This window comes from Kitasatospora sp. NPDC089913 (assembly GCF_044748625.1).
Classification (GTDB): Bacteria; Actinomycetota; Actinomycetes; order Streptomycetales; family Streptomycetaceae; genus Kitasatospora.
In genome coordinates this window covers 204,600-229,057 of the sequence record NZ_JBIVGI010000010.1, presented here as the reverse complement: position 1 = coordinate 229,057, position 24,458 = coordinate 204,600, and the positions used below count along the sequence as shown (strand labels likewise).

Here is a 24,458-nt window from a genome sequence, read left to right as displayed (position 1 = left end):
CGCCGGGGGTCGGCGGGCCGGACGGCTGCGGTGGATCGACTACTTGGTGAAGCCCGGGAGGAGCTTGGCGTAGTCGGTGGCGACGGTGTTCAGACCGTCCTGGGTCGAGGTGCCCTGGACGACCTTGCCGAGGTTGGTGCCCAGCGAGGCGAACAGCGAGCTGTACTCGGGCAGTTCGGGGCGCGGCTTGGCGCTCGACAGCACCGACTGGAAGCCGGCGATACCGGGGTCGGCCTTGACCTCGGGGGTGAAGGCGTCGTCACGGGTCGGCAGGGTGGAGTTCTTCTGCGCGATGAACGCCTGGCTCTCGGCCGAGGTCATGTAGGCGGCGAACTTCTCGGCGGCGGCCTTGTGGGCCTGGTCGGCACCGGCGTAGACGGAGATGTTGTGGCCGCCGGTCGGGGCGCCGCCCTTGCCGGCCGAGCCGCCCGGGACGGGGGCGATGCCGAGGTTGGCCTTGTCGGCGAAGGCCGAGCCCTTGTAGATGTTGGTGATCTCCCAGGGACCCTGGACGATCGCCGCGACCTTGCCGCTGTTGAAGGCGTCCATCATGTGCGCGTAGGCGTCGGTGGTGACGTCGGCCTTGGCGGTGCCGGGCGCGGTGAACAGCGACTTGTAGGTCTCGATCGCCTTGACGGCCTCGGGACCGGCGACGGTGATCTTCTTGCCCTTGGCGTCGACGGTGTCGGTGCCCTCGCCGAACAGGAACGGCATCGCGTAGTAGCCGTCGGCGGCCTTCAGCCAGAAGCCGTCCACGCCGGCCTTGTCCTTCACCGTGGCGGCGACGGTCTTCAGCTCGTCCCAGGTGGTGGGGGCGGCGGTGATGCCGGCCTTGGCGAAGATCTCCTTGTTGTACAGCAGGCCGAGGGTGTCGGTGACCAGCGGCACGCCGTAGAGCTTGCCCTGGTAGGTGGCCTGCTGGATCAGGCTGGGCTGGAACTTGGCGGAGTCGGCGGCGGCCGGGGTGCCGTCCAGCGGCTCCAGGTAGCCGGCCTTGGCGAAGGCGGCGGTCCAGCCGACCTCGGAGCGGAACACGTCCGGAGCGCCCTTGGCCCCCATGGCGGTCTGGAGCTTGTTCTGCGCCTGGTCGAACGGCACGTTGACGAAGTCGACCTTGACGTTCGGGTTGGCCGCCTCGAACTTCTTGACGAGCTCCTGGTAGTTCGGCGCCTCGTTGGTGGCGTTCGAGGTGTCCCAGTAGGTGAGGGTGACCGGCCCGTCGGCCTTGCCGTCCGAGCTGGAGCCGCTGCTGCCACAGGCAGCCATCGAGACCGCGAGGGCCACAACGAGGGCAGAGGCCGCGATGCCACGCCGCATGAGAACTCCTTGGAGGGTGGGGGTGCCCGAAATAGTGGGAGACAGGCGCATAATGGCTGCCTTGCCTCGCGCCGACCGCACCGTTGCTGCCGCCGGGCTCGGAAGGAAGTTAACAGCGGGGCAACAGTCGCGGAAACCCCTTGCAGCAAGTTTCTGCAAGAAGCCGCGATCGTTACACCCGCGTGTCCTTCACGTTGCCGCACGGTAGTTGACAGGCAAGGAAGTTGTGGCGCTTTGTCCGGTTCGCCCCGGTCGACAGTCGCCGCCGGGGCCACCCTCCGTGGTGAAAGGCGCTTGCAGCGCCCCCGTCAGCCCCCGTCAGTCCGCGGTGCCGAGCCGGAACACCGTGGTCGAACGGAACTCCTCGCCCGGCCGCAGCACGGTGCTCGGGAAGTCCGGGTGGTGCGGGGAGTCCGGGAAGTGCTGGGTCTCCAGCGCGACCCCGGAGAACGGCCCGTACGGCACCCCGCTCGCGCCGCTGACCGCGCCGCGGAAGCCGTTGGCCGTGTAGACCTGGATCCCCGGCTCGGTGGTCAGCACCTCCAGGGTCCGCCCGCTGACCGGGTCCTCCAGCCGCGCGGCCCGGGCCGGGGCGCCGTCCGCCGGGCGGGGGCGCAGCACCCAGTTGTGGTCGTAGCCGCCCGTGCCGGTCAGCTGCGGGTGCTCGTCGTGCACGGACTTGCCGATCGGCCGGGCGGAGGTGAAGTCGAAGGGCGTGCCGGCCACCGGTTCGATCCGCCCGTACGGGATCTGCCGCGCGTCGGCCGGGGTGTACCCGTCGGCGTCCAGGGTGAGCAGATGGCCGAGGACGTCCCCGGAGCCCTCGCCGCCCAGGTTGAAGTAGGCGTGGTTGGTGAGGTTGACCACGGTCGGCGCGGCGGTCACCGCGTGGTAGCGGATCGCCAGCTCACCGGCGGCGTCGAGGGTGTAGTCGACGGTGACGTCCAGCGCGCCGGGGAAGCCCTGGTCGCCGTCCGGGCTGTGCAGCCGCAGCCGGACGCCGTCGGGCAGTTCCTCGGCCGCCCACATCCGGTTGGCGAAGCCGTCCGGGCCGCCGTGCAGGGTGACCCCGCCACCGGTCGGGGCGAGCGGGTGCTCCTCGCCGTCGAGGCCGACCCGGCTGTCGGCGATCCGGTTGGCGTACCGGCCGACCACGGTTCCGTAGTGCCGGGCCGGGCCGAGGATGTCGGCGATCCGGTCGCTGGAGAGCAGCACCTGGGCGGGGCGGCCCTCCCGGTCGGGGCCGACCAGGGTGTGCAGGGTGGCGCCGAGGGTGAGCACGCTCGCCTCGTACGGGCCGGCCCGCAGCGTCCACCGCTCGATCGCGGAGCCCGCGCCCGAGGGGTCCAGGGGCTCGCGCCGCACGCTGGTGGTCCGCGACCCGTTCGCCGGGGGCGTCGCCATGGCCTGCTCCTCACTGGCGGGCCACGGGGTGCGTGCCCACCCTTGACCGGGGTACCGCCCGGACTCCGTACCGGCCCGGGTCGGCATCAAGCCTAGTCAGCCCCGGGGTTGGCAGGGCGCTCATCGGGTCCGCGCGCGCCGCCGGGTCGGCGCCCGGCGTTCCAGGGCCGTCGGGGCCCGATCCGTCCCGGCCGGGAACCGTCGGAAGCGGTCGACACCCGGCCGGGAACCGTCAGAACCGGTCGGGCCGTTCCGACCGCTCGTGCCGCTCCTACCGCTCTTACCGCTCGGGAAACTCCGGACCCGCCCGGAGCTCCGGGAGCGCCGACGGCTCCGGAAGTGCCGGGGGCTCCGCCGGGTCCGAGCCGTCGCGCGGCTCCGGGGTCCACGGCTCGACCGTCCGCTGCTCCGGCACCAGGCCGAGAGCCGCGGCCAGACCGTCGGGCCCGCTGCCCGCCTTGCGGTAGACCGCGGCCAGCCGCCGGTTCACCAGACTGAGCGGCAGCGCCAGCCGGTCGGCGATCCGCTGCGGCGACACACCCCGGACGGCCAGCTCGGCGACGTCCCACTCGGGCTGGCTGAGCGTCTCCCGCACGTCGCCCAGCCGGTTCGGCCGCAGACCGTAGTTGGCCAGCTCGCGCCGGGCCCGGTCGACCAGCCCGTCCGCGGCGCAGTGCTGGGCCAGCTCGATGCCCTGGTACAGGTACTCCTGGGCGTCCTCCAGCCGGCCGACCCGTCGCAGCGCGGCACCGAGGTCGACCAGCGCCACGGCGTGCTCGTAACCGGCCGGCGACTGGCCGAGGTGCGCCACCGCCCGCTCCAGCAGCTCGACCGCCTGCTGGCCGTCCTCGATCTGGGCGTACAGCCGCAGCGCCGTCCCGATCGCCGAGGCGGTGCCGAACCGCTCCGCGTCGGCGACCGAGCGGCGGGCGTAGTCGCGGGCCCGCTCGGGCTCGTCCTCGGCGAGCGCGATGGCCAGGTGCGCGGCCCAGGGCGCCCAGACGGTGTTGTGCCAGCCCCTGATGTCCAGCTGCGCGCCGGCCTCGGTGAGCGCCGCCGCCGCACCGGCGGGCCGCCCGACGGCGAGCAGCAGCTTGCCGTACAGCGATGCGGCGTCCGGCAGCACCATCGCGGTGGCGTGGTACGGCGGGTGGAAGCCGAAGTCGAGGGCGAGTTCCCAGGCCTCCTGGCTGCGGCCGCGGGCGATCAGGGTGTCGATCAGTACGCCGACCGCGTCCCAGGCGAGCGGCAGCTTGGAGCCGATCCGCTCGGAGAGCCGCAGCGCGCGGCGCAGGAAGTCCTCGGCCTCGGCCAGCAGACCGCGCCGGAACCGGGCCAGGCCCATCAGGAAGTAGGCGAAGCCCCGGTGGGCGCCGGACCAGCCCGCCACCTCGAACTGGACGATGGCGTCCGAGAACAGCCGCTCGGCCTGGGCGATCCGGTCGTTGTAGGTGTAGGAGAGGCCGAGCGTGGCGGGCAGCTCGAAGCCCCAGATGTTGTCGGTCCAGCCGAGCCCCTTCGGCAGCCGTCCGTTGTCCAGCACGTCGTCCGCGTGCCGCAGCACCTCGGCCGAGGGCGCGCCGCTCAGGGTGAGGTCCCAGGCTCGCAGCGCCAGCACCGCCCGGTCGGCGGCCTCGCGCCCGGTGAGGCTGTCGCACAGGTCGCCCAGCCGGGCGGAGCGGGCCGGCCCGTTCTCCTCGGACTTCCGGAAGGCGTGCCACATGAACGACGCGGCCTCCAGCCGCAGCCGGCCCGCCGGGTCCCCGTAGGTGTGCTCGGCCTCCTGCTGGCAGACCAGGGCGGCCTGACGCAGCTCGCCGCTGTGCGCCAGCACCTCGGAGAGCCGGAACGTGGCGTCCACCCGGAGCGAGGGGCGCAGCGGTCCCTCCTCCGGGTCGAGCGCGAGCTTCAGCTGGTTGACGGTGGCGACCGGGTCGGTCAGCAGCGCCGAGCAGCCCAGCTCGTAGAGCACCTCGGCGCGGTCCTGGTCGTCCGGCGGTTCGGCGAGCGCGCGGTGCAGGCAGCGCTGTGCGGCCTCGGGCGCGCCGATCAGCAGGTGTTCGGAGGCGGCCCGGCGGAGCTTGCGCACGGTGCGGTCGTCGCCCTCGCCCGCGAAGGTCTCCACCAGGTGGCGGGAGGCGGCGAGCAGGCCGAGCCCGGCGTTCTCGATCTCGGCGGCGGCCACGCCGTGCATGCCGGTGCGGGTGGCCTCGGGCATGGTGTTGTAGATCGAGCTGGCGATCAGCGGGTGGACGAACTCGAGGTTGCCGTTCGGCGTGACGGTCAGGACGCGCTGCTTGCGCAGTTCCTTGACGGACTCGCGGGCGCCCTCGGTGGACTGGGCGGAGATCCGGGTGGCGAGGTCGGGCCGGATGTCGGTGCCGAGCATCGCGGCGGCCCAGGCGAACCGCAGGGTGGCGGCGCCGAGCCGGTCCAGCCAGGACTTGAGGGTCATCCCGGTGGCGTCGACGGCGAGTTCGCGGAGCTGGAGCGAGTTCTCCTCGACCGGGTCGAGCTCCTGGTCGCGGACCTGGTCGAGCAGGGCGACGGCCTCGAACGGATTGCCGTTGACGACGTTCCAGAACTCGTAGCAGAAGGCGTCCTCGGCCCGGTCGCCCAGTTCGGCGCGGATGATGTCGGTGACGGCGACCAGCGAGAGCCGGCTCAGCTCGTGCCGGCGGGTGGCCAGCGAGGCGACGGCGCGGTGGTGGTCCTGGGACTCCTGTTGCCAGTCGGCGGTGTCGTCGCGGTAGGCGAACACCAGCAGCACCGGAAGTTCGCGCGCCCGGACGGCGAACTGCGCCAGCCAGCTGAGGGATTCGAGGTCGGCCCAGTGCAGGTCGTCGACGAGCATCACCAGCGGGGCACGGCGCGGGGCCAGCTGGGTGAGGACGAAGTCCAGGCCGTCCCGGACACCCTGCGGGTCGAGGCGGCGGGCGCCCTTCCTGGGCTGCTTGAGGCCCATGGCCGGTCCGACGACCTCCTCCCAGGTACCCATCACCTGGCGGAACTCGCCGGCGGCGAGGCCGCCCAGCACCGGCTGGAGGAGCTGGCGCAGCACGTGGTAGGGCTCGTTGAACTGGCGCTCGCCGCCACGGGCGAAGAGCACGGTGGCGTTGGGGCGCAGTTTGGCGATCCGGCGGACCTCGTGCAGCAGGCTGGTCTTGCCGATGCCGGGCCGGCCGGAGAAGGTGAGGAGTTCGCCGATCTCGGTGCCGCCGGCCGCGAAGTCGCGGCAGAGCTTGTCCACCGCCGCCTCGGCGGAGCGGAGTTCGGCGTCGCGGTCGCGCAACCTGACCCGGTTGGGGGCGCCTTCCGCCTCCCGCGCGCCGGTCGTCGCCTCCGCTCGGAATTCGCTGTGCCGCTCGGTCACCGTCGCGCCTCCGCCTCGCCGTTCCCTGCTCGTGGAGCCGAGAGTAGCGCCGCCGGGGGTGTGGTGGAGCGCATTCACGCAGGCGGGGGCCGAGATCGAGGGTTCGGCAAGCTTGCCGAGGGCAATTGCCCTATATCCCTAACGTCGGATCATTGCATCGGATACTCTACGGCCCGCAGGCCAAGTTGATCATGTCGTGCCAATCCGTCACCAACCGGCCGCGCAACCCCAACTCCCCCACCGACAGCAGTAATACCTTAGCCTCCCCCACCCTCCGCAGCTCCGGGAGTCCGATGTCTGACGACGCATCACTTCAGATTCCGTTCCCGTACCGTCGCAGTGCCCACGGGCCGTACGCCACCGAACTGCACCGCGCCTGGCTCACCCGCCACCCGCTGCTGGCCGACCCGACCCACCCGTCCTACGCGCACTGGGAGGTCGTCGACCTCGCCGCCCTCGGCTACCCCGACGCCGGGCCGGACGAACTCGCCCTGGCCGCCGACCTGATGGGCTTCTACTTCCTGTTCGACGACCAGTTCGACGGACCGCTCGGCCGCCGCCCCGCCGAGGTCGCCCCCCTCTGCGACCGGCTGGTGGCCGTCCTGCACGGCGCCCGGCCCGACCGGGACTCGCCCGTGGAGACCGCGTTCGCCGACCTCTGGGAACGCAGCGTCCAGGGCATGCCGGCCCGCTGGCAGGCGCGCGCCGCGTACAACTGGGAGTACTACCTGGCCAGTCACCCCGCCGAGGCGGCCGGCCGGATAAGCCCGCGCCCTCCCGACCGGGCCGGCTACCAGGTGCTGCGGCGCGGCACCGCCGCGATGGAGAGCATCTTCGACATGGTCGAGCGGCTCGGCCACTTCGAGGTCCCGCCGGCCGTCCTGCACCACCCGGTGCTGCGTCAGATCCGCCAGCTCGCCGCCGACATCCCCTCCCTCACCAACGACGTCCGGTCGTTCCCGCTGGAGGCCCCGCGCGGCGACGTCAACAACCTGGTGATGATCGTCCAGCGGGAGCGGGACTGCTCGGCCGAGTCGGCCTGCGCGGTGGTGATGGCCGAGGCCCAGCTGATGGCCGAGCGGTGCCGCGAGCTGTACGAGCGGCTGCCCGACGTGTACCGGGAGCTGGGACTGGCCCGGGTCGAGCGGATCGTCGCCCAGCGCTACGCCGACGGCCTGGTCACCTGGCTGGCCGGCTACCTGAGCTGGGAGCGCCGCACCGGCCGCTACCAGGAGGCCTGACGGCGACTCGCCCGCTCCCCTCCCGGTGTGCCTCGCCGCCGGCCCTCGCCCGCCGCCGGCGTCCGGCGGGCGAGGGCCGGCGGCGGAAGCGCGACGGCCGGAATGCGCCACCCTCCGTGGACGGGCGCCGTACGGACCGTAGCCGAACCGACCGCCCGCCGGTTAGGGTGCTGCTCGGCGGGCGGCCCCGGAGCGGGGCGCGCCCGACCCGCGTGTGTGTCCGTACCCTCCGCCGGGCCGCCCTGCACGGCCCGGCGCACCGCCCGGCCCACGCGCCGGTGCGGCGCCCCGACAGCGCGAGGAGGCACCAGAGCATGCCGGTCTACCAGCCCCCCGGACAGCCCGGATCCATCGTCGAGTACCGCCCCCGCTACGAGCACTGGATCGGCGGCCGGTGGACGCCGCCGGTCCTCGGCCAGTACTTCGAGAACCCCAGCCCGGTCACCGGCGAGGTCTTCACCGAGGTCGCCCGCGGCACCGCCGAGGACATCGAGGCCGCCCTCGACGCCGCCCACGCCGCCGCCCCGGCCTGGGGCCGCACCCCGCCCGCCGAACGCGCCCAGGTCCTGCTGCGGATCGCCGACCGGATCGAGCAGAACCTCGAACGGCTCGCCGTCGCGGAGAGCTGGGAGAACGGCAAGCCGGTCCGCGAGACCCTGGGCGCCGACCTGCCGCTCGCGGTCGACCACCTGCGCTACTTCGCCGGCGCGCTGCGCGCCCAGGAGGGCGGCCTGTCCCAACTGGACGAGGACACGGTGGCGTACCACTTCCACGAGCCGCTGGGCGTGGTCGGCCAGATCATCCCGTGGAACTTCCCGATCCTGATGGCGGTCTGGAAGCTCGCCCCGGCGCTCGCGGCGGGCAACGCCGTCGTGCTGAAGCCCGCCGAGCAGACCCCGGCCTCAGTCCTGCTGCTGGTCGAACTGACCGCCGACCTGCTGCCGCCGGGAGTGCTCAACGTGGTCAACGGCTACGGTCTGGAGGCCGGCCGGCCGCTGGCCTCCAGCGACCGGATCCGGAAGATCGCCTTCACCGGCGAGACCACCACCGGCCGGCTGATCGCGCAGTACGCGAGCGGGAACCTCATCCCGGTCTCGCTGGAACTGGGCGGCAAGAGCCCCAACCTGTTCTTCGCCGACGTCGCCGCCGAGCGGGACGCCTTCTACGACAAGACGGTCGAGGGCTTCGCGATGTTCGCCCTCAACCAGGGCGAGGTGTGCACCTGTCCGAGCCGGGCGCTGATCGAGTCCTCGATCTACGACCGGCTGCTCGCGGACGGCCTGGAGCGGGTCCGTTCGATGCGCCAGGGCAATCCGCTCGACACCGAGACCCAGGTCGGCGCGCAGGCCAGCGACGAGCAGCTGCGCAAGATCCTCTCCTACATCGAGATCGGCCAGGCCGAGGGCGCCAAGGTGCTGGCCGGCGGCGAACGGGCCGACCTCGGGGGCGCGCTGGCCGGCGGGTACTACGTGACGCCGACCGTCTTCGAGGGTGTCAACGGGATGCGGATCTTCCAGGAGGAGATCTTCGGCCCCGTCGTCGCGGTCACCCGCTTCGAGGACTTCGACGACGCGATAGCGCTCGCCAACGACACCCTCTACGGGCTCGGCGCCGGCGTCTGGACCCGCAACGGCACCACCGCCCACCGGGCGGGCCGCGCCATCCAGGCGGGCCGGGTCTGGACCAACTGCTTCCACGCCTATCCGGCCCACGCGGCCTTCGGCGGCTACAAGAACTCGGGGATCGGCCGGGAGGGCCACAAGGCCGTCCTGGAGCACTACCAGCAGATCAAGAACCTCCTGGTCAGCTACTCCTCGCAGGCCCTGGGCCTGTTCTGACCGACCGGCCCCGCAGCGGCCCCGCACCGGCGACGGGGCGGGTGCGGGTGCCGGGGCGGGTGCGGGTGCCGGAACGACGGAGCGGCAACGACGGAGCGGGAATGCGGAGTGGGAAGTCGGTCCGGCCGACTTCCCACTCCGTACGCCACTCCCCGTGGCCCGGTCTCGGGGACCCCTGAGGGCAAATCACCCGTATCGGGATGTAAGCACATGAATCACCGGAAATCCCCGACGCGCCGCCGACATGCGCGGCGTGTCCCGTCCGACGCCCTAAACAGGAGTCCCCACCGCTTCGACTCCTGGGAGACCGGATGGCCATCGCCACCGCCAAACTGACCGACCCGACCGTGCGCGCCGCCGTCACCGCGATCAACGCGGGCGACCGGCAGGCGTTCCTCGACCTGCTCACCCCCGACGCCACGATGTCCGACGACGGCTCCGACCGCGACCTCCAGGACTGGATCGACCGGGAGATCTTCACCGTGCGCGGCCACATGGAGGTCCGCTCCGAGTCCGACGGCGGCCGGGCGCTGGTCGCCGACTTCCGCAACGAGACCTGGGGCGAGATGCGTACCGCCTGGCGCTTCACCGTCGAGCACGGCCGGATCGGCCGCTTCGAGACCGGCCAGGCCTGACCTCCGGCTCCCCGTCACCGGGGACGGCCGGGTGGGTCAGTCCGCCCCGAGCGACTCCCGCACCGCCCGGATCAGCGCGCGGGAGCGGACGTCCCCGGTGACCCCGGGCTGCATGCCGTTGGTGACGTAGCCGAAGCCGATCCCGAGCGCGGGATCGGCGAAGCCCAGCGAACCGCCCCGGCCGGGGTGCCCGAAGCTGGCCGGCGAGGCCATCAGCGCGGTCGGGCTGTGCCGGAAGAAGCCCAGCCCGAAGGTCGAGTTGACGATCAGCACCCGGTCCGGGCCGCTCACCACCGGCCCGACCGCGCGGGCCAGCACCTCCGGGCCGAGCAGCGGCGGCAGCGTCCCGCCGCCGCTGCCGTAGCGGTCCGCCGCGCCGATCAGTGCCGCGTAGAACCGCGCCACCGAGCGCGCGGTGCCGATGCCGCCCGCGCCGGGGATCTCGGCGGCCTGCACCGCCGGGTCGTTGAGGTCCACCCCGGGCCGCACCGAGGCGAAGGCCCGTGCGGTCAGCGAGGACGGGTCCTGGTAGGCGTCCCGGACCGACTGCTTGGGCCGCAGCCGCAGACCGCTCGGCCCGGTCCCGGCCGACGGCGGCGCGGGCAGGTCGACCAGCCGGCCGACCCGGGGCGCGGCACCGGACGGCAGCCCGATCCACAGGTCCAGACCGAGCGGCCGGGCGATCTCCTCGGCGAAGTACTGCCCGACGGTCCGCCCGGAGACCCGGCGCACCACCTCGCCGACCAGCCAGCCGAAGGTGTACGGGTGGTAGCCGTGGGCCGTCCCGGGCTCCCAGGCGGGCCGCTGGGCGGCCACCGCGGCGGCCGCCCGCTCCCAGGTGAGCACGTCCTCCAAGCGCAGCGGCACGTCCAGCGCGGGCACGCCCGCCCGGTGCGACAGCAGCCAGCTCACCGGCACCCCGCCCTTGCCGGCCGCGGCGAACTCCGGCCAGTAGGAGGCCACCGGGGCGTCCAGGTCGAGCTGCCCGCGCTCGGCGAGCAGCAGCGCGGTGGTCGCCGTCAGACCCTTGGTGACCGAGCGCAGCACCTGCGCGGTGTCGGCCGTCCACGGCACCGCCGGCGCGGGCCGGCCGCCGACCTCCGGCCGGGCGTCGCCGCCCCACAGGTCGACCACCTTCCGGCCCCGCACGTACAGCGCGAACGCCGCGCCGAGCTCGCCGTGGTCCCGGAAGTTGCGGGCGAAGGCCTCCCGCACCGGCTCGAAGCCCCCGGCCGTCTCGCCCCAGATCTCCACCACCGCGCGCCGTCCTCGTCCTCGTCGGTCGTTCGTTCGTCTGTCGTTCGCGCGTCCGTCGTTCGTGTGTCCGCGAATCGCCCGGAAACCCTAACCTGTCGGTCATGACCAATCCTGCCGAAGAGCTGCTGGACGTCGTCGACGAGCACGACCGGGTGATCGGGACCGAGACCCGCGGGGAGGTGTACCGGCGGGGGCTGCTGCACCGCTGCGTCTTCGTCCTGGTCCGGGACCCGGCCGGGCGGATCTTCGTGCACCGGCGCACCGACACCAAGCTGTTCGCCCCGGGCGCCCACGACATGTTCGTCGGCGGCGTGGTGGGCGCCGGCGAGACCTACGAGGAGGCCGCCGTCCGGGAGGCCGAGGAGGAGCTGGGCGTGAGCGGGATCGTCCCGCGTCCGCTGTTCCGCTTCGTCTTCCGGGGCGACGGCCTCTCCTGGTGGTCCGACGTGCACGAGGCCGAGTGGGACGGCCCGGTGGACCCGCAGGCGTCCGAGGTGGCCTGGCACGCCTGGCTGACCCCGGCCGAGCTGGCCGAACGCCTGGCCCGGGACGAGTTCGTCCCGGACGGCCGGGAGGCGTACCGCCGCTACCTGGAGCACCACCGGGCCTGACCGGGCCCGAGCCGGGCGGATAGGGTGGCGCGCATGGCATCCCGCACGCCGTCGGCACCCTCCTCCGCGCCCGTGCGCGGCGACCGTCCGGAGCGCACCGGGCGGCCCGCGCGGACCGGCACACCGGAACCCGCGGGCGACGAGGCGGGCAGCGCGGGCCGGACGGTCGCGACGGGCGAGCCGGGAGGTACCGGCGGGCCGGGCAGGACCGGGCGGCCGCGCCGGCGGCTGAGCGTCGACGAGCGGCGCGAGCAGCTGATCGCCGTCGCCCTGGAGCTGTTCAGCCACCGCCCGCCCGAGGAGGTGTCGATCGACGACATCGCCGCCGCCGCCGGCGCGTCCCGGCCCCTGGTCTACCACTACTTCCCGGGCAAGCAGGCGATCTACGAGGAGTCGCTGCGACGGGCCGGCCGGGAGCTGTCCGCCCGGTTCGAGGAGCCGGCCGACGGCCCGCTGTCCGAGCGGCTGTACCGGGTGATGGGCCGCTACCTGGACTTCGTGCAGAGCCACGGTCCCGGCTTCGCCGCACTGCTGCGAGGCGGCTCGGTGACCGCCAGCACCAACACCTCGGCGGTGATCGACGAGGTCCGGAAGGCCGCGCACGAGCAGATCCTCGGCCATCTGGCCCTCCCCTCGCCCAGCCCCGGGCTGCGGCTGACCGTCCGGGCCTGGATCGCCAACGCCGAGATCACCTCGCTGGAGTGGCTGGCCGACCGCTCGGTGCCGCTGGAGGAACTGCAACTGCACCTGGTGCAGGAGTTCGTCGCCTCGCTCACCCTGACCGCCGCCCGGGAGCCCGCGCTGGCCGCCGAACTGGCCGGCTTCTTCGCCGGGGAGCGGCCGGACGGCCCGACCGGGAAGCTCGTCCGCGACCTCGCGGGCCTGCTGGCCGTCCCCGGCCTGGCCGACACCCTCGCGGTCCTCGCCGCCCCGCCGGTCCCGGACGAGGCCCCCGAGGAGCCCCGGGAGCGGCTCTGACCGCGGGCCGCGCCGCGGACGGCCGGTTCTGCCGCGTCGGCGGCCTCTGATAGGAATGTGCACGGATCCGACGGCCCACCGGGCACCCTCGGGCCGGGATCCGCACCAGCGAACGCACAGCGAGCAGAGCGGGGGGCTCAACAGTTGACCCAGGACGGCCAGTTCAGCGCGGAGGCGAACCCCTTCGCGGCGGCGGAGCGGGTCTCCGCGACCCTCGGCAGCCTCACCGACGCGCTCTTCGACGCCCGCGCCTCGCGCTACCCCGCAGCGGTGCTGACGGCGCTGCGGTCCACCGCGCACCCGGCCGCCGAAGCCCTGTTCCAGCTGCCGCTGGCGCCCAACGGCCCGGTGCACACCGCCGTCGGCCGGCTCGGCACCGTGGTCACCGCCGGCACCGGCCGCCCCGGCAGCGGCGCCGCGCTCGCCCCGCTGGCGATCGGCGGGCTGCTGGCCCGCTACGGCGCCGCCGGCCCGGTCCGGGGCGCGACGGGCGGCTCCCCGGAGGCCCTCACCGCCGGGCACTTCGACCTCCCGGTGACCGGCGAGCCCGCCGACCCCAAGCTCCGCCCCGCGTTCGCCGCGCCGCTGGCCGCCCTCGCCGCCGGGCAGCAGACCCGGCAGCCGGTCGAGCTGCCGACCGGCGCCGGCGCCGAGGTCCGGCTGGTCGTGCCGCCGGGCTTCCACGCCCTCACCTCTCCCGGCGGCCCGCCCGGGGTCTCCGCCCGTACCGTGTCCACCGGCCCCGTGGACGGCATCCCGACCGGCCGCGGGATCGCCCCGGCCACCGGCGCGGCCGCCGCCGAGCTGACGACCCACCTGACCGAGACCGCCGAGGAGCTGTTCGGCGGCACCGCCCCGGCCGACCGCCGTGAGTTCGCGCTGATCACCGCCGCCCTGGCCGACGTCGTCACCGCCTCCGGCGCCGTCTACGCGGGCGTCGCGGCGGTCCAGGTGGACGGCAGGGCGGCCGACGCGACGCTGGTCGTCTCGCTGGCCCGGCACCCGCTGCCGATCACCGGCCTGGCCACCGAACTCGCCACCGTACGACGGCACGCCGAGGTCTGGACGGTGCTGCTGCCCGCCGGGCCGGCGGCCGTCCTGGTCGAGGGCCGCAGCGTGCCCGTCCCGGGCCCGCTGGCCGCCGACGGGGTGCGCCGCTGGGCGGTCACCTCGGTGGTCGAGGCGTTCGTCCCGCTGCCGGACGGCAGCTCGGTGCTCTGCGTCCAGCTGTCCACCGCGCAACCGCAGGACTGGGAGCTGTACACGGACGTCTTCGCGGAGCTGCTGAAGTCCGTGCAGTTCGGCTGGGACGGCGTCCCCGCCGCTCCGACCGCCCCGCTGCCCGCCGCCACCGTGCTGCTCGTCCCGGCCGCCGAACCGGCGCCGGGGGCGCACCCGGCCGCGCCCCCGGCCCCCGTCGCGGCGCCGCCGATGCCCACCGCGGCCCCGGCGGCCCCGGCGACGCCTCCCGTCACCGACCTGCCGCCCGTCACCGACCTGCCGCCCGTCACGGACCTGCCCCGGACCGCGGCCGCCGCCGGGACCGGGCCCGCCGCCGAGGACGGGTCCGCCGAGATCCCGGTGCACCTGCGCGGCACCCCGGTCCGGGTCCCCCCGGCCGACTTCAACCCCTTCGCCCCGGTCGCCGACCCGACCCCTGCGCAGCCGATCCTGATCCCGGACGACGCGCCCGCCGCACCGGCCGCGCCCAAGGGCACGCCCGTCATGGTGCCCCCGCCGGACTTCGACCCCTTCGGGATCCTCGGCACCCCCGCCGCCGAGACCACCGCCCCGACCGCCGCCGAGACCCCGGAACCCCTCAAGGGAACCCCCGTCATGGTGCCGCCCCCGGACTTCGACCCCTTCGGCATCCTCGGCACCCCCGCCGCCGCACCCCCCACCGCGGCGGTGCCCGCCGCCGCGCCGCAGCCCTCGGCCGCCCCCGACCCCTTCGGTACGGTGACCGCCGCCGAGCGGGCCGCCGACCCGTTCGGCACGACGGTGCCCGGCCCGCAGTCCGTCCCGCCGCCGCCGACCGCCCCGCCGAGCGTCCCGGCGCCGGAGCGCGATCCCTTCGGCTGAGCCCGCACCGCACCCAGGCCGTCAGCAATCCCGACCGCCGGCACCCCCGACCCTCGGCACCCCCGACCGCCGGCCCCCCGGCCCCCGGCCCTCGGCGCTCCCGGCCCGGACGGCGCGCACCCGCACCGGCCCGCCGCCCCACCGGCGGCGGCCCGGCCGGGTGGGCGCCGTCCGTCATGCCCACGACCACCAACTGGTACAGACCTATTGCCAGTTGCCGGTCCGCTCCCTACCCTCGGCACAGGATCCTCCGTGGCACCCCGACGGCCCGAGGACCGGTTCCGCGCCGCCCCCATGGCCCGGAGCACACCGCTCCACGCACCTGACACCTCCCCACGGGTAACGGGGCGTCCGGGCCTGCCCCGGGGCCCCAGGACAGGAGCCACATCCATGCGCAGACGTCGGATCAGCCTGCCGCTACTGGCAGCCGGGACCCTGCTCGTCCCGGTCCTCGCCGCCGCCCTCCCCGCCACCATGGCCAGCGCCGCGGCGGAGCGCGCCGCCGCCTCGGCCGCCGAGGCGGCCGCCGGGTCGGTCACCGCGGCCTTCGCCAAGGGCAGCGACTGGAGCACCGGCTACGAGGGCAGCTACACCATCACCAACGGCTCCACCGCCCCGGTGAACGGCTGGACCCTGGAGTTCGACCTCCCGACCGGCAACACCGTGGCGGGCCTCTGGAACGCCAGCTACACCACCTCGGCCTCCCACGTCACGGTGAAGAACCCCGGCTGGGCCGCGACCCTGCCGGCCGGCGGCACCTACAACGTCGGCTTCAACATCGCCTACTCCGGCAGCTACCAGCCGCTGAAGAACTGCAAGATCAACGGCCAGCCGTGCGACGGCAGCGGCGGCGACCAGACCGCGCCGACCGTCCCCGGCAACCTCAGGACCGGCACCGTCACCCAGACCTCGGTCGACCTGTCCTGGACCGCCAGCACCGACAACGTGGCCGTCACCGGCTACGACGTCTTCCAGGGCGGCACCAAGGTGGCCACCGCCGACGGCGCCACCACCGCCGTCACCGTTCAGGGCCTGACCGCCGGCACCGCCTACCAGTTCACCGTCCAGGCCTTCGACGCGGCGGGCAACCGCTCCGCGGCGGCCGGCCCGGTGAGCGCCACCACCAGCCCCGCGGTCGACGACCGCGAGGCGCCCAGCACTCCGGGCACCCCCGCCGTGACCGGCTCGGACGCCAACTCCGTCTCGCTGAGCTGGGCCCCGAGCACCGACAACGTCGGCGTCACGGCCTACGACGTGTACAACGGCACCGCGCTGGCCGTGACCGTGACGTCCCCCGCCGCGACCGTCGGCAGCCTGGCGCCGGACACCTCGTACACCTTCACCGTCAAGGCCCGCGACGCGGCCGGCAACGTCTCCCCCGCCTCCGGCCCGGTCACCGGCAAGACCAAGCCCGGCGGCAGCAACCCGGCGGCGATGAAGATCGGCTACTTCACCCAGTGGAGCATCTACGCCCGCGGCTACAGCGTGAAGCAGCTCGACACCTCGGGCTCGGCCGGCCGGCTCACCACGCTCAACTACGCCTTCGCCAACATCCACCCGAGCACCAAGCAGTGCTTCATCACCAACAAGGCGGCCGGTCCGGACAACGACCCGAACGCGGGCGACGGCGCCGGTGACGCCTGGGCCGACTTCGGCAAGGGCTGGGACGCGGGCAGCTCGGTGGCCGGGACCACCGACACCTGGGACCAGAAGCTGGCCGGCAACTTCAACCAGCTGAAGCAGCTCAAGGCCAAGTACCCCAACCTCAAGATCCAGATCTCGCTGGGCGGTTGGTCGTACAGCAAGTGGTTCTCCGACGCGGCGGCCACCGACGCCTCCCGCAAGGCGCTGGTCAGCTCCTGCATCGACATGTACATCAAGGGCAACCTGCCGGTGATCGACGGCCGCGGCGGCGCGGGCAGCGCGGCGGGCATCTTCGAGGGCATCGACCTCGACTGGGAGTGGCCGAACTCCGACGGGCACACCGGGAACATCTTCCGGCCCGCCGACAAGGCCAACTACACCCTGCTGGCGCAGGAGTTCCGCCGTCAGCTGGACGCCCTCGGCGCCACCACCGGCAAGCACTACACGCTGAGCGCCTTCCTCCCGGCCGACCCGGCGAAGGTCTCCGCCGGCATCGACATCCCCGGCCTGTTCGGCGCCTTCGACTTCGCCACCATCCAGGGCTACGACTACCACGGCGGCTGGGAGATGGTCACCAACCAGCAGTCCGCGATCAAGGTCGCGGCGGGCGACCCGAACCCGCCGGCCCGGCAGTTCAGCTCCGAGATCGCGATCGGCGCGTACGTCTCCGGCGGCGCCCCGAAGAGCAAGCTCACGCTGGGCATCCCGTTCTACGGCCGCGGCTGGACGGGCGTCCCGCGCGGCACCACCAACGGCCTCTTCCAGACCGCGACGGGCCCCGGCCCGGGCACCTACGAGGCCGGCTTCGAGGACTACAAGAAGCTCAAGCAGATGGCCACCGGCGGTGGTTACACCATCTACCGGGACCCGGTCGCCGGGTACGCCTACATCTACAACGGCTCGGTGTTCTACTCCTACGACGACCCGACCGAGATCGCCCGCAAGACCGCCTGGATCAAGTCCCAGGGGCTGGCCGGCGCGATGATCTGGGCCTTCGACGGTGACACGCCGAACGGCGAACTGATGGCCGCGGTGGACAACGGCCTCAAGTAGCCCCGCCCGTCCACGCCCCGGCCCGCCCCGCGCTCACCGCGCGGGGCGGGCCGGGGTGCCGCTCACCGCGCGCGGCGGGCCAGGTGCACCGCGTCGGGCACACCCCGGGCGACCTCGATCTCGTGGGTCACCACGTCGCGGAAGCCGGCCGCCCGCAGCTCCTCCTCGAAGGCCGGGGACGGTCGGGCGCTCCAGACCGCCAGCACCCCGCCCGGCTCCAGCCGGTGGTGCAGCACCGCCAGTCCGTCCGCGCCGTACAGCCCGGCGTTGCCGTCGGTGACGGTCCAGTCCGGCCCGTTGTCGATGTCCAGGCAGAGCGCGTCGTAGCGGGCGCCGTCGGCCCCGGCCAGGTACTCCAACAGGTCGGTGTGCAGCACCTCGACCCGCTCGTCCTCCAGCGCCCCGGCCGAGAACGCGGCCAGTGGTCCGTCCCGGTGCCAGTCGATGATCGCGCTCTCGCGCTCCACGACCGCGATCCGGCCCCAGCGCGGTTCGGCGGCCGCGTGCGCCAGCGAGAACCCCACGCCGAGCCCGCCGATCAGCAGGGACGGCCGCGCCACCGGCCCGGTCCGGTCCAGCTCCTCCAGTGCCACCCCGATCAGCAGCCGCTCGGAGCGGCCGTCGGCGGTGTCCATCAGGAAGCAGCCGTTGGCGACGATCTCGTAGTCCCGCCCGCGCCGGCGCAGCGCCACTTCCCCGAACGGACCCTCTCGCCGGTCCAGCGTGACGACGGCGGCGGTGCCGTCCCGTTCGGGCGGTGCGCTGTACATGCGGCGGGTTCCTCCGCGGAGTCGGGGTCACGGACACGCGGGACGGCCTCCGAGGGCGCGTGCGAACACGCCCCGAGGCCGACCACCCGCCCGACGATAACCCAGTCGGCTGCGGTGGGCGCCGGATTTACCCGGTGCCCGACGTGCGTGGTGCCCGATCCACGTGCTGCCCGATCTACGTGGTGATCAGCACTCCGGCGTACGACACCCCGGCCACCACCAGCCAGGAACCGAGTCCGAGCAGAGCGATCCGGCCACCGGTCCGGACCATGGTCGGCAGGTGGACGGCGCTGCCGAGCCCGAACAGGGCGGCCGCGAGCAGCAGCTCCTGAGTGTCCCCGGCGAGCGCGAGGGCCCGCTCGGGCAGTATCCCGGTGGTGCGCAGCACGATCATGGCCAGGAAGCCGGCCACGAACAGCGGCAGCAGCGGCGGCCGCTTGCCTGCGGTCGGCGCGGTGCCGGCCCGCCGGTGCGAACGCCGGACGGCCACCGCGACCCCGGCGACCAGCGGTGCCAGCAGGACCACCCGCATCAGTTTGACCAGCACCGCTTCGCGCAGCGCTCCGGCGCCGCCGGTCTGCGCGGTGGCGACCACCTGCCCGACGTCGTGGACGCTGGCGCCGACCCAGCGCCCGAAGCCGCTGGGGTCGAGCCCGAGCGGCTGCTGGAGCAGCGGCAGGACGGCGATCGCCAGGGTTCCGCAGAGGGTGACCAGGGCGACCGAGGCGGCGACGTCCTCCTCCTCGCTGCCGGCGGCCTGGCTGACCGCGCCGATCGCCGAGGCGCCGCAGATCGAGTAGCCGGTGGCGACCAGCAGCGGCTGGTCGCCGGGCAGCCCGAGGCGCCGCCCGAGCCAGAGCGTGCCGGCGAAGGTGGCCCCGACCACGGTGAGCACCATCGCGACGGTGGCCCAGCCGAGGCCGAGCACGTCGTCGAGGCTCAGCTTGAGGCCGAGCAGCACGATGCCGATCCGCATCAGCCGCTTGCCGGCCGTCGAGAGCCCGGGGCGGGCGATGCCGCGGACGACGGGCCGCAGCCCGGGCAGGTGGGCGGCGGCGATGCCGAGCACGACGGCGGCGGTGAGCTTGGGCACGGCGGGGACGGCCTGGTGGACCGCGATCGCGGCGGCCACGCCGAGCACCGCGAGCAGCAGGCCGGGGGCGTCGCCGCCGAGCGGGGGCAGGACGCGGGTGCGGACCGGCCGCACCCGGCGGTCCCGGAGGGTCAGGGCCATTCGGGGTTCACCGCTGTTCCCCGGCGGGCAGCCGGTAGACGCGCCGGATGCTGGTGCCGAGCTTGGCGACGTCGGCACCGTAGACGTGGACGGAGATCGCGGTGGAGCCGCACGCGTTGCGGACCAGGTGGATGTCGCCGGGCGGGGCGAACGCGGCGACGGTGCCGGCCGGGCCGACCACGTGCTCGGTCTCCACCAGGTGGGCGGTCCGCCCGTCGGACACCAGCCGGTAGCGGGTCTCGCTCTCCTGGCCCTGGTGGACGCCGGCCACGCACCAGGAGACGTGGTCGTGGATCGGGGTCCGCTGGCCGGGCAGCCACACCAGCGCGACGACCGAGAAGGAGCCGTCCTCCTCGGCGTGGAGGACGTGCTGGCGGTAGCGGTCCGGGTCGCCCTCGCGCTGCTCGGCGGTGAGCAGCTCGCTGTCCCCGAGGTGCGGGGCGAGGCGCTCGCCGACCAGGTACGCGGTGAGTTCCGGCGGCAGGCCGCGGTCCACCACGGCGCGGATCTCGCCGACGAGGGCGCTCATACGCTCGGTGAGCCGGCCGGTGCCGACCGTGGCTGACGTTGTCATGACGGTAGCGTCGCCCCGCGCGACCTATCACGTCCAAGGAGGGTTCTTTCGCCTTCCCCCAACCACCGCTTATCAATCGGACCGGGTTCGACGGGACAGAATCCGACGGGGCCGGATCCGACGGGGCGGGGTCCGACGGCGCGGGGTCCAGCCGGGCCGGGTCCGACCGGCCCCGGCCCGACGCCCGGTCGCCCGGCTCAGCAGCCGACCCGGGCCGCCGCCGCCTGGCGCAGCTGGTCGAGCACCAGGGCCGTGGCGGGGATCCGGCGGTGCTCGCGGAGCACGTACGCGCTGACCTGCCGCCGCAGATGCGGTTCCACGGCCCGGCCGGTGACCTTGCGGTGGCACATGAAGGAGAGCACCAGCGCCGGCATCAGCGCGATCCCGACACCGGCGGCGACCAGGCTCTGCACCGCGAGGTTGTCGTCGGTGGAGAACACGATGTCCGGCGCGAAGCCCTCCTCCGCGCAGACGTGCAGGAGGTTCGCCCGGCATCGCGGACAGCCGGCGATCCACCGCTCGCCGTCGAGGTCGGCGAGCCGGACGGCGTGCCGCCGGCCGAGCGGGTGGCCGACCGGCAGCAGCACCGTCAGCAGGTCCTCCATCAGCGGGATCTCGTCCAGCTCCGGCGGCACCTCGGCGGGCGCGCCGGGATAGCGGAAGGCCAGCGCGATGTCGCACTCGCCGCGCAGCAGCCGCTGCACGGAGTCGGGCGGCTCGGCCTCCAGCAGTTCGACCCGGACGCCCGGGTGCTCGGCGAGCAGCCGGGCCATGGTCTCCGGTATCAGGGTGGCGTTGGCACTCGGGAACGCGCAGACCCGGACCCGTCCGGCGCGCAGCCGGGCCAGCGCGGCCAGCTGCTGCTGGGCGGCGGAGAGGCTGCCGAGGATCTGCTCGGCGTGCCGGGAGAGCGCCTCGCCGGCCTCGGTGAGCCGCAGTCCGCGCCCGGCCCGGGTGAACAGCGGCAGGCCGACGGTGCGTTCCAGGGCCTTCATCTGCTGGGTGATGGCGGGCTGGGTGTAGCCGAGTTCGCGGGCCGCCGCCGAGTAGGAACCGGCCCGGACGACCTCGTGGAAGGTCCGGATGTGCCGCGAGTCGAATACCGGCTCCACTGTGCCTCCGCCCGGCCGCCGTGCCCATGCCCGGCAATCATAAGCAGAGTTTGGAGGTACCGATCCGACCCTCGTTCGCACCTATGGTTCACACCGGACACGGACACCCCTCGCGCCCCCGGCGGGACCGGGCCGCGCCATCATCGCTGCGCGGTCGGCGGCAGCCCCATCGCCACCTCGGCGTCGGCCACCGGCGCCCCGCCCCGCATGCTCGGCCGGCGCCGGCTCTGCCGCTCGACCCAGCGCGCGAACCAGGACAGCAGCAGGCACATGCCGATGTAGATCGGCGCGATCACCATCACCACCGGGATGAACGGCAGGTCGTAGTCCAGGTTGGTGGCGATCAGCTTGCCCGCGTGCAGGAACTCCTCGTAGGTGATCAGGAAGCCCAGCGAGGTGTCCTTGAGCGCCACCACCAGCTGGCTGATGATGGCCGGCAGCATCGCCCGGTTGGCCTGCGGCACCAGTACGTACGCCATGACCTGGGTCTTGCGCAGGCCGAGCGCGAAGGCCGCCTCCCGCTGCCCCTTGGGCACCGCCAGCACCCCGGCCCGGAACACCTCGGCCAGCACCGAGCCGTTGTAGAGCACCAGTCCCGCCACCAGCGCCCAGAGCGGGGCGACCTGGAGCGCGACGAAGATGAAGAAGATCATCACCAGCAGCGGCATGGCCCGGAAGAACTCCACCACCAGCGTGGACAGCATCCGCACCGGCCGGTGGTCGGAGAGCCGCCCGGCGGCGAACAGCGCGCCGAACGGCAGCGCGAACAGCACCGTCCAGCCGAAGGCCTTGAGGGTGTTGCCGAGCCCGCGCAGCAGCAGCTCCTGGACGCCCTTGTACTCGAAGGCCATCCACTTGGACTCGGTGAACTGCTGGGTGTGGAAGAGCATGTAGACGATCCAGCCGAGCAGCGCGGCGATCGCCAGCAGCGCGATCCCGCCGTACAGCCGGTGCCGGGCGAGTGCCTTCGGGCCCGGGATGTCGTAGAGCGCCGAGGATTCCGCCGTCATCGCGACACCGCCACTCGTCGTTCCAGCAGGTTGAACACGAGACTGACGGCCAGGGTGATGATCAGATAGCCGACAGCGATCCACACGAAGGTCCAGACGATGCTGTAGCCCAGCTCGTTGATGGTCCGGTAGGTGCCGAGCAGCTCGGTGACGCTGAACGAGCCCGCGATCGCGGTGTTCTTCGCCAACGCGATCATCACACTGCCGATCGGGGCCACCACCGACCGGTACGCCTGCGGCAGCACCACCAGTCCCATCGTCTGGCCGAAGGTCATGCCCAGGCTGCGCGCCGCCTCGCCCTGGCCGACCGGCACGGTGTTCACGCCCGAGCGCATCGCCTCGCAGACGAAGGCCGAGGTGTAGCAGCCGAGCGCGAGCACCGCGAAGGTGAAGAACGGCAGGGTGATGTCGAAGCGCGGCAGACCCAGCACCACGATGAAGAACAGCAGGGTGAGCGGGGTGTTGCGCAGCAGCGTCACCCAGGCCGTGCCGAACACCCGCAGCGGCTTGACCGGCGAGACCCGGAAGCTCGCCATCAGCACCCCGAGCACCAGCGCCAGCACCGCGCTCACCACGAACAGCGAGAGGGTCCCGAGGAAGCCCTCCCAGTAGGTCGACCAGTTGTCGGTCAGCGTCTTCACAGCCCGGCCCTCCCTCAGTACCGGTCGATCGGCGGCGGGGCGGGCGCGGGGATCCCGGACAGGCCGAGGGTCGCGTCGTACGCCTTCTTCCAGTCGCCGTTCTCCTCGTGGTGCGCCAGCGCGTCGTTCAGCGCCCCGCGCAGCACGGTGTCGTCCCTGGGCGTGCCGATCCCGTACGGCTCCTGCGAGAACAGCGGGCCGACCACCTTGAGCTCGTCCGGCACCTTGGCCGCGTAGCCCATGAGGATGGTGTTGTCCGTGGTGACGGCGTCCACCTGGGAGGTGATCAGGTTGTCCACGCAGGCCGAGTAGGTGTCGTAGCCGATCAGCTCCGCCTTCGGGTACTGCTTCTGGATCCGCTGGTACGGAGTGGAGCCCGCGGCCGAGCAGACCTTCTTGCCGTCCAGGTCCTGCGGCCCGTTGATGTCCTTGTTGTTCCTGCGCACCAGCAGCGACTGCCCGGCCAGGTAGTACGGCCCGGCGAAGCCGACCAGCTTCTTGCGGTTGTCGTTGATGGTGTAGGTGCCGACGTAGTAGTCGACCTGGCCGTTCTGCAGCGCGGTCTCGCGGTTGGCCGAGGCGATGGTGCGGAACTCGATCCGGTCCGGGCCGAAGCCCAGGTCGGCGCCGACCATCTTGGCGATCTCGATGTCGAAGCCGGAGTACACGCCGGTGGCCGGGTTCTTCTGGCCGAGGTAGGGCTGGTCCTCCTTGGCGCCGACCACCAGGCGGCCCCGGGCCCGGGCGCCGTCCAGGGTCGGGGAGCCGGTGACCGGGCTCCCGGTCGCCACCTGGTACGTGGGCAGCGCGCTGGGCTGCGGCCCCTTGGGCGGCGGGGTGCCGGGCTTGCCGCAGCCGGCCAGCAGCAGGGCCGCGGCCAGCAGGGTGACGGTCTTTCTCACGGGCCGGGCCTCAGTGCTTCAGGATCTTGGAGAGGAAGTCCCGGGCACGCTCGCTCTCCGGGGCGTCGAAGAACTCCTCCGGCGCGCGGTCCTCGACGATCCGGCCGTCCGCCATGAAGACCACCCGGTTGGCGGCGGAGCGGGCGAAGCCCATCTCGTGGGTCACCACGACCATGGTCATGCCCTCGTGCGCCAGCCGGCGCATCACGTCCAGCACCTCGTTGATCATCTCGGGGTCCAGGGCCGAGGTCGGCTCGTCGAAGAGCAGCGCCTTCGGGTCCATCGCCAGCGCCCGCGCGATCGCCACCCGCTGCTGCTGGCCCCCGGAGAGCTGGGACGGGTACTTGTCCGCCTGCTCCGCCAGCCCGACCCGCTCCAGCAGCGCCCGGGACTTGGCGTCCGCCTCGGCCCTGGCCCGCCCGCGCACCTTGATCTGCGCCAGGGAGACGTTCTGCAGCACGGTCCGGTGCGCGAACAGGTTGAAGGACTGGAACACCATCCCGACCTCGGCCCGCAGCCTGGCCAGGCCCTTGCCCTCCTCGGGCAGCGGCCGGCCGTCGATGAGGATGGTGCCGGACTCGATCGGCTCCAGCCGGTTGACGGCCCGGCAGAGGGTGGACTTCCCCGATCCGGAGGGCCCGATCACCACCACGACCTCGCCGCGGCCCACCGTCAGCTCGATGTCCTGGAGCACGTGCAGCGCGCCGAAGTGCTTGTTGACCCCGCGCATCTCGATCAGCGGGGTGAAGCCGCCGGGCCCGGGACCGGAAGCCGGTCCGGGC

The 24,458-nt window shown here is 73.5% G+C and carries 19 protein-coding genes; 7 read left to right on the top strand and 12 right to left on the bottom strand.

The features are described from left to right. Positions 1–39: 39 nt before the first annotated feature. From ACIPYS_RS18230 to ACIPYS_RS18220, 3 genes are all read right to left on the bottom strand, one after another. Positions 40–1,317: an extracellular solute-binding protein gene (locus ACIPYS_RS18230; protein ID WP_093859442.1), complete on the bottom strand. Its 1,278-nt coding sequence runs from the start codon at positions 1,315–1,317 to the stop codon at positions 40–42. 318 nt (positions 1,318–1,635) lie between these two features. After that, positions 1,636–2,721, bottom strand: a complete 1,086-nt coding sequence (locus ACIPYS_RS18225) for an aldose epimerase family protein (RefSeq protein WP_400747225.1) — start codon at positions 2,719–2,721, stop codon at positions 1,636–1,638. A gap of 280 nt (positions 2,722–3,001) precedes the next feature. Next, positions 3,002–6,094 (bottom strand): ATP-binding protein, encoded by a 3,093-nt coding sequence (locus tag ACIPYS_RS18220; RefSeq protein ID WP_400747223.1) that lies wholly within the window; start codon positions 6,092–6,094, stop codon positions 3,002–3,004. A gap of 293 nt (positions 6,095–6,387) precedes the next feature. Between ACIPYS_RS18220 and ACIPYS_RS18215 the strand changes: the two genes are divergently transcribed. The 3 genes from ACIPYS_RS18215 (at position 6,388) to ACIPYS_RS18205 (ending at position 9,808) form a co-directional block, all read left to right on the top strand. Then, the gene (locus ACIPYS_RS18215) at positions 6,388–7,335 is read left to right on the top strand and encodes a hypothetical protein (RefSeq protein WP_093859444.1); all 948 of its coding nucleotides are present in this window, start codon (positions 6,388–6,390) and stop codon (positions 7,333–7,335) included. A gap of 314 nt (positions 7,336–7,649) precedes the next feature. Continuing rightward, the gene (locus ACIPYS_RS18210) at positions 7,650–9,173 is read left to right on the top strand and encodes an aldehyde dehydrogenase family protein (protein WP_093859445.1); all 1,524 of its coding nucleotides are present in this window, start codon (positions 7,650–7,652) and stop codon (positions 9,171–9,173) included. A gap of 311 nt (positions 9,174–9,484) precedes the next feature. After that, the gene (locus ACIPYS_RS18205) at positions 9,485–9,808 is read left to right on the top strand and encodes a hypothetical protein (protein WP_093859446.1); all 324 of its coding nucleotides are present in this window, start codon (positions 9,485–9,487) and stop codon (positions 9,806–9,808) included. A gap of 36 nt (positions 9,809–9,844) precedes the next feature. Here ACIPYS_RS18205 and ACIPYS_RS18200 read toward each other — a convergent pair whose 3' ends face one another. Beyond that, positions 9,845–11,065, bottom strand: a complete 1,221-nt coding sequence (locus ACIPYS_RS18200) for a serine hydrolase domain-containing protein (protein WP_093859447.1) — start codon at positions 11,063–11,065, stop codon at positions 9,845–9,847. Between the two features lie 101 nt (positions 11,066–11,166). Between ACIPYS_RS18200 and ACIPYS_RS18195 the strand changes: the two genes are divergently transcribed. From ACIPYS_RS18195 to ACIPYS_RS18180, 4 genes are all read left to right on the top strand, one after another. Continuing rightward, complete coding sequence (locus ACIPYS_RS18195) at positions 11,167–11,676, top strand: NUDIX hydrolase (protein ID WP_093859448.1); 510 nt, start codon at positions 11,167–11,169, stop codon at positions 11,674–11,676. Between the two features lie 33 nt (positions 11,677–11,709). Further along, on the top strand, positions 11,710–12,654 hold the full coding sequence (locus ACIPYS_RS18190; RefSeq protein WP_400747219.1) for a TetR/AcrR family transcriptional regulator: 945 nt from the start codon (positions 11,710–11,712) through the stop codon (positions 12,652–12,654). A gap of 144 nt (positions 12,655–12,798) precedes the next feature. Next, positions 12,799–14,736, top strand: coding sequence for a hypothetical protein (locus ACIPYS_RS18185; protein ID WP_400747217.1), 1,938 nt, complete (start codon positions 12,799–12,801; stop codon positions 14,734–14,736). Between the two features lie 390 nt (positions 14,737–15,126). Then, on the top strand, positions 15,127–17,433 hold the full coding sequence (locus tag ACIPYS_RS18180; RefSeq protein WP_197698733.1) for a glycoside hydrolase family 18 chitinase: 2,307 nt from the start codon (positions 15,127–15,129) through the stop codon (positions 17,431–17,433). Between the two features lie 62 nt (positions 17,434–17,495). On the opposite strand, the gene ACIPYS_RS18175 is transcribed toward ACIPYS_RS18180, so the two are convergent. The 8 genes from ACIPYS_RS18175 to ACIPYS_RS18140 all read right to left on the bottom strand — a co-directional run bounded on the left by ACIPYS_RS18175 (position 17,496) and on the right by ACIPYS_RS18140 (position 24,415). Beyond that, entirely contained in the window at positions 17,496–18,203 is a 708-nt protein-coding gene (locus ACIPYS_RS18175) for a spermidine synthase (RefSeq protein ID WP_093859450.1), read from the bottom strand. A gap of 175 nt (positions 18,204–18,378) precedes the next feature. Further along, entirely contained in the window at positions 18,379–19,437 is a 1,059-nt protein-coding gene (locus ACIPYS_RS18170; RefSeq protein ID WP_093859451.1) for a YeiH family protein, read from the bottom strand. 7 nt (positions 19,438–19,444) lie between these two features. Further along, positions 19,445–20,011 carry a cysteine dioxygenase family protein gene (locus ACIPYS_RS18165; RefSeq protein WP_093859452.1) on the bottom strand — a complete coding sequence of 189 codons (567 nt, stop codon included), beginning with the start codon at positions 20,009–20,011 and terminating at the stop codon, positions 19,445–19,447. Positions 20,012–20,208: 197 nt separating this feature from the next. Further along, complete coding sequence (locus ACIPYS_RS18160) at positions 20,209–21,123, bottom strand: LysR family transcriptional regulator (protein ID WP_093859453.1); 915 nt, start codon at positions 21,121–21,123, stop codon at positions 20,209–20,211. A 140-nt stretch (positions 21,124–21,263) separates the two neighbouring features. After that, positions 21,264–22,133, bottom strand: coding sequence for an amino acid ABC transporter permease (locus ACIPYS_RS18155; RefSeq protein WP_400747213.1), 870 nt, complete (start codon positions 22,131–22,133; stop codon positions 21,264–21,266). Further along, positions 22,130–22,774 carry an amino acid ABC transporter permease gene (locus ACIPYS_RS18150; protein ID WP_093859455.1) on the bottom strand — a complete coding sequence of 215 codons (645 nt, stop codon included), beginning with the start codon at positions 22,772–22,774 and terminating at the stop codon, positions 22,130–22,132. The genes ACIPYS_RS18155 and ACIPYS_RS18150 overlap by 4 nt, the downstream gene beginning before the upstream one ends. Before the next feature lie 14 nt (positions 22,775–22,788). Next, entirely contained in the window at positions 22,789–23,676 is an 888-nt protein-coding gene (locus tag ACIPYS_RS18145) for a glutamate ABC transporter substrate-binding protein (protein ID WP_093859456.1), read from the bottom strand. Positions 23,677–23,686: 10 nt separating this feature from the next. Further along, positions 23,687–24,415, bottom strand: a complete 729-nt coding sequence (locus ACIPYS_RS18140) for an amino acid ABC transporter ATP-binding protein (protein WP_400747269.1) — start codon at positions 24,413–24,415, stop codon at positions 23,687–23,689. Between the last annotated feature and the right edge of the window lie 43 nt (positions 24,416–24,458).

What these genes read in the sequence shown, in the direction of transcription:
- ACIPYS_RS18210 (WP_093859445.1), top strand. Translation starts at nt 7,650, where the DNA reads ATGCCGGTCTACCAGCCCCCCGGACAGCCCGGATCCATCGTCGAGTAC.
- ACIPYS_RS18155 (WP_400747213.1), bottom strand. Translation starts at nt 22,133, where the DNA reads ATGACGGCGGAATCCTCGGCGCTCTACGACATCCCGGGCCCGAAGGCA.
- ACIPYS_RS18175 (WP_093859450.1), bottom strand. Translation starts at nt 18,203, where the DNA reads ATGTACAGCGCACCGCCCGAACGGGACGGCACCGCCGCCGTCGTCACG.
- ACIPYS_RS18180 (WP_197698733.1), top strand. Translation starts at nt 15,127, where the DNA reads ATGCGCAGACGTCGGATCAGCCTGCCGCTACTGGCAGCCGGGACCCTG.
- ACIPYS_RS18170 (WP_093859451.1), bottom strand. Translation starts at nt 19,437, where the DNA reads ATGGCCCTGACCCTCCGGGACCGCCGGGTGCGGCCGGTCCGCACCCGC.
- ACIPYS_RS18195 (WP_093859448.1), top strand. Translation starts at nt 11,167, where the DNA reads ATGACCAATCCTGCCGAAGAGCTGCTGGACGTCGTCGACGAGCACGAC.
- ACIPYS_RS18215 (WP_093859444.1), top strand. Translation starts at nt 6,388, where the DNA reads ATGTCTGACGACGCATCACTTCAGATTCCGTTCCCGTACCGTCGCAGT.
- ACIPYS_RS18165 (WP_093859452.1), bottom strand. Translation starts at nt 20,011, where the DNA reads ATGACAACGTCAGCCACGGTCGGCACCGGCCGGCTCACCGAGCGTATG.
- ACIPYS_RS18205 (WP_093859446.1), top strand. Translation starts at nt 9,485, where the DNA reads ATGGCCATCGCCACCGCCAAACTGACCGACCCGACCGTGCGCGCCGCC.
- ACIPYS_RS18190 (WP_400747219.1), top strand. Translation starts at nt 11,710, where the DNA reads ATGGCATCCCGCACGCCGTCGGCACCCTCCTCCGCGCCCGTGCGCGGC.
- ACIPYS_RS18225 (WP_400747225.1), bottom strand. Translation starts at nt 2,721, where the DNA reads ATGGCGACGCCCCCGGCGAACGGGTCGCGGACCACCAGCGTGCGGCGC.
- ACIPYS_RS18230 (WP_093859442.1), bottom strand. Translation starts at nt 1,317, where the DNA reads ATGCGGCGTGGCATCGCGGCCTCTGCCCTCGTTGTGGCCCTCGCGGTC.